Here is a 3,482-nt window from a genome sequence, read left to right on the forward strand (position 1 = left end):
CCCCTTGAAGTTGAAATCGCAACTGTAAAAGAAAATTTGACAGTTGAGCCAATGCCACACGACCTATTACAAAGCGAGCTGGTAAAACGAGGTGCTAGTGAAACAGAGGCTGAAAAATTAGTTGAAAGGCTAAGTATTGATGAGGCTACTGCCTATCTAAACGACCCAAGCAGTATAGACGCGCTAATGGAAAATTTAAGGAGCTAAAAATGAAAGCATTAGGAATTTTAAGTGCATTGTTCGCTGGGCTAAATGGCGCAGATGATTTTTCAAAGTGCACCACAAACACAAACAGTAAAGCCCGCATGCCACACTCAAAAACTAGACGCACAACAGGCGCTTACGATAGAAGCCAAAGAATAAGGGCAAATAGGCGAAAGGCTAAAAGATGTTTAACAAAATAATTTTAGTCGGAAATTTAACAAAAGATATTGATTTGCGCTACACACAAGGCGGCGCGGCGATAGGCAGCACAGGTATTGCCGTAACTCGCAAATATACGCTAAACGGAGAGAAGCGCGAGGAAACGTGCTTTATCGACATTACGTTTTTTGGAAAACAAGCGGAGACAGCAAACCAGTATCTAGGCAAAGGCTCAAAGCTTTTGGTGGAGGGGCGTTTAAAACTCGATCAATGGACAGACAATAACGGACAAAATCGCTCAAAACACTCTATCGCCGTTGAGAGCATGGAAATGCTAGGTGACGCAAAACAAAACAATCAAGGCTATCAGCAAGGAGGCTATTCAAATCAGCGCCTGCAGCAAGGAGCGCCTAAGAAGCCGCAGCAGCAAAAACCGCCTGTCGATGACTATGAGATAGATGTGGAAGCCGACAAATACGACAACGACGAAACAATACCATTTTAATTGTTTGACGGTTGTTTGATAGTTGGCTTAGTATAAGCTTAATACAGCCATACAAAAGCCGATATTTAGGGCTTTTTGCTGGTTAATTTTGTTTGACGAGTAAATTATTAAAGGAGCTAATGTGACACAAGATAATGAGGGTTTTTCATTTTATTTATCTGATGAAGATACAAAATTTTTAGCGGATTTGGGGAAAGAAATGCTTAACCAAGACACTAGAGACACTGCTCAGCCCTATGGTCTGACAGTCCAAAAGAAAGAGATTTTTATCACAGATGAGGAATTTGCTGATAATTGGACACTATTTAACGAAGGGGCTGTCGTGGCTGAGGGGCTTAAGCAGGCAAAAGCATACCTAATAGACGAAATACACGAAAACCTAATAGGTGCCGATAGTGACACCCAAAGACTAGAATTGATAAAGGAACTTGGCATTCTTTTGAACGTGAATGACAACGACGATTTGCAAAACTATATAAGAGATCGAGAGAAAATAAACGACTATTCTTATTACCCGACTACGCAAAGGTGGGTGGTAGATGAAAGAATGGTATTTACTTTTAGCGATCGCGAAGCTAGAGAGTATGCTGAGCGCGGCGAAAATTATAGAACTTATGGCGTATATCTAGGGCGTAGTCCCATTATGTCTCGCTTATGTGAAATTTTATTAAAAATAGGCGAACAGGCAAAAGGTTAAAAAATGGGCAAAAACTTCAGCGGCAACACAAATAAGCACCGCTTAAAAAAGCTACTTCTAAAAAGGAAAAGAAAGTGACTTACGGCGAAGCAATTATGACCGCAAAAGATAAGATGAAGCTAGTAAATGGCACGTTTAAGATAGGCGTGCCACTGCCACAGCGGTTAAACTTTGAAAGTGCGATGAGATAGATGGCACTAACGAAATACCATTTTAAGGGGCGATCGGATAAAATCGCCCTAAAAAAGGATAGACAATGACAGCGGATAAAAACCTAATAAAGCAAACGTGCAAGGAGCTAAATTTAACCTATAAGCAACTTGGCGAAATGATAGGGTATAGTGAAAGTGCGATAAAAAATGCAGGTAGTGGCGAAGCTAGCGAGCCTATGCGTAGAGCCATTGAGCTATACAAGGAAACCCTAAATTTAAAATCAAAGCTTGAAAAATCAGAAGCTTTTAAAAACAATCTTAAAGACTTTTTGGCGGACTAATTAAACGCCATTTAGTCCTTTTTTGTACTTCATTTTTAAAAAAAATACCTAATTTATACTTTTACCCTTGACTTATAGTTTTATTTTAGCTATAATTACTCCATCAAAGGACAAATAAGGACTTTGAAAAATAAAGAAAAAGGATGAGAGATGAAAAAGTTCTACGATGACGGAATATCAGAAATCAAGTTGCAAAATGACGAAATAGTAAATTTAGGAAATAACCCATCAGGGATTTTTGTGTATAATGAAAACGGCGAAATTGTAGGATTTCAAAGTTGTGATAATTGCTTATTTTACGGCGTAAATGAAGTAAAAGCAGTAAGATTTACAGATGATGATAAGTTTTACTCTGTTGGCGAGTTTGCCGATGAAATATTTTTTAGCTATGAAAATGAGTTTATGGATTAAATAGGGGGGGGCTACCCCCTCTTATTAAAAAAGGAAAAAGTATGAAAGATTTTAAAAAACTTTGGGATCAGGCAAAAGTGCAAGCAAAAGCTATCAATGGTGATGTGTTTGAAATATATGCCCAACTATCTAGATCGCAAATAGTTTCAAAATATAAAGGCGAAATAGCAGAAAAACTAAAAAAAGCTGGGTATAATTTTCACCTTGACGACAAATTTTTATGCTTGACAACCCTTAGTGGCAAAAATAAAATAATCCCTATCTACAATCCAGAATATAGGCATATTTTTTCAGAAGCAGAGGTAATCATAGAGAATAAAAACGGCTTTTGGAAAGAATTTATTTATGAAAATTTTAAAAATGATAAAAACCTGCTAGCAGTGAAAAAACAATTTGATCACTGCGAAAGAGCAAATAAAATCAAACAAGAGCTAAAAGACTATTTTGGAATTATTGATATTTTTGAAAATGACGATATTAAAAAAATTGAGAAAGAAATCATCGCAAAAAATATATCAAAACTAAACCATAAGGGCGATAGCGTCCCTTTTGGCGATAAGTATATCATTGCCTCAGAAATTTGGGATGGCGAAAATCTTGACGAGGCAGTATATATCACAAACAAGCCTATCTCTCGTGATGAAATACAAACTTATGAACGTCTCTATTTTTCTATATATGATTTTGCCGGGCTTGAAGATGGCATAATTAAAGAAGAATATACTACTTGTTCGAATATCTTTGAGAAACTTACAAAATTTAGCGAGAAAAGATAAGAAAGGTGGGGAATTCTCCCCACTAAAACCCTATAAGGGTAAAATAATGACACTGCCTTAAGTAGAATAGTTTCAAATCCTATAAGGAAACACTTTAAAATACTTAAAACAATGTTTTTTCAAACTCCAACGGAGTAAAACCTATTTCTAGGACACGCACTACGTAAAATATGAATTTCAAACTCCAACGGAGTAAATTCAAAGCGTGTTTTTATTCTCAAATTATGCATCCTACAA

At 36.7% G+C, this 3,482-nt stretch carries 6 protein-coding genes and 1 pseudogene; all 7 read left to right on the forward strand.

What is annotated here, in order from left to right:
* Positions 1–207, forward strand: a pseudogene (locus Q0296_RS02430) (phage recombination protein Bet); the annotation flags it as partial.
* A gap of 2 nt (positions 208–209) precedes the next feature.
* Positions 210–404: a hypothetical protein gene (locus Q0296_RS02435; protein ID WP_298036114.1), complete on the forward strand. Its 195-nt coding sequence runs from the start codon at positions 210–212 to the stop codon at positions 402–404.
* Entirely contained in the window at positions 389–868 is a 480-nt protein-coding gene (gene ssb / locus Q0296_RS02440; protein WP_298036116.1) for a single-stranded DNA-binding protein, read from the forward strand. The genes Q0296_RS02435 and ssb overlap by 16 nt, the downstream gene beginning before the upstream one ends.
* A gap of 121 nt (positions 869–989) precedes the next feature.
* Complete coding sequence (locus Q0296_RS02445; protein ID WP_298036118.1) at positions 990–1,565, forward strand: hypothetical protein; 576 nt, start codon at positions 990–992, stop codon at positions 1,563–1,565.
* A gap of 256 nt (positions 1,566–1,821) precedes the next feature.
* A complete protein-coding gene (locus Q0296_RS02450) occupies positions 1,822–2,058 on the forward strand; it encodes a transcriptional regulator (RefSeq protein WP_298036120.1) in 237 nt (78 codons plus the stop codon).
* 150 nt (positions 2,059–2,208) lie between these two features.
* On the forward strand, positions 2,209–2,469 hold the full coding sequence (locus Q0296_RS02455; RefSeq protein WP_298036121.1) for a hypothetical protein: 261 nt from the start codon (positions 2,209–2,211) through the stop codon (positions 2,467–2,469).
* 41 nt (positions 2,470–2,510) lie between these two features.
* Positions 2,511–3,245 carry a hypothetical protein gene (locus tag Q0296_RS02460; RefSeq protein ID WP_298036123.1) on the forward strand — a complete coding sequence of 245 codons (735 nt, stop codon included), beginning with the start codon at positions 2,511–2,513 and terminating at the stop codon, positions 3,243–3,245.
* The last annotated feature ends 237 nt before the right edge of the window (positions 3,246–3,482 follow it).

The organism is uncultured Campylobacter sp., from assembly GCF_937890585.1.
GTDB lineage: Bacteria > Campylobacterota > Campylobacteria > Campylobacterales > Campylobacteraceae > Campylobacter_A.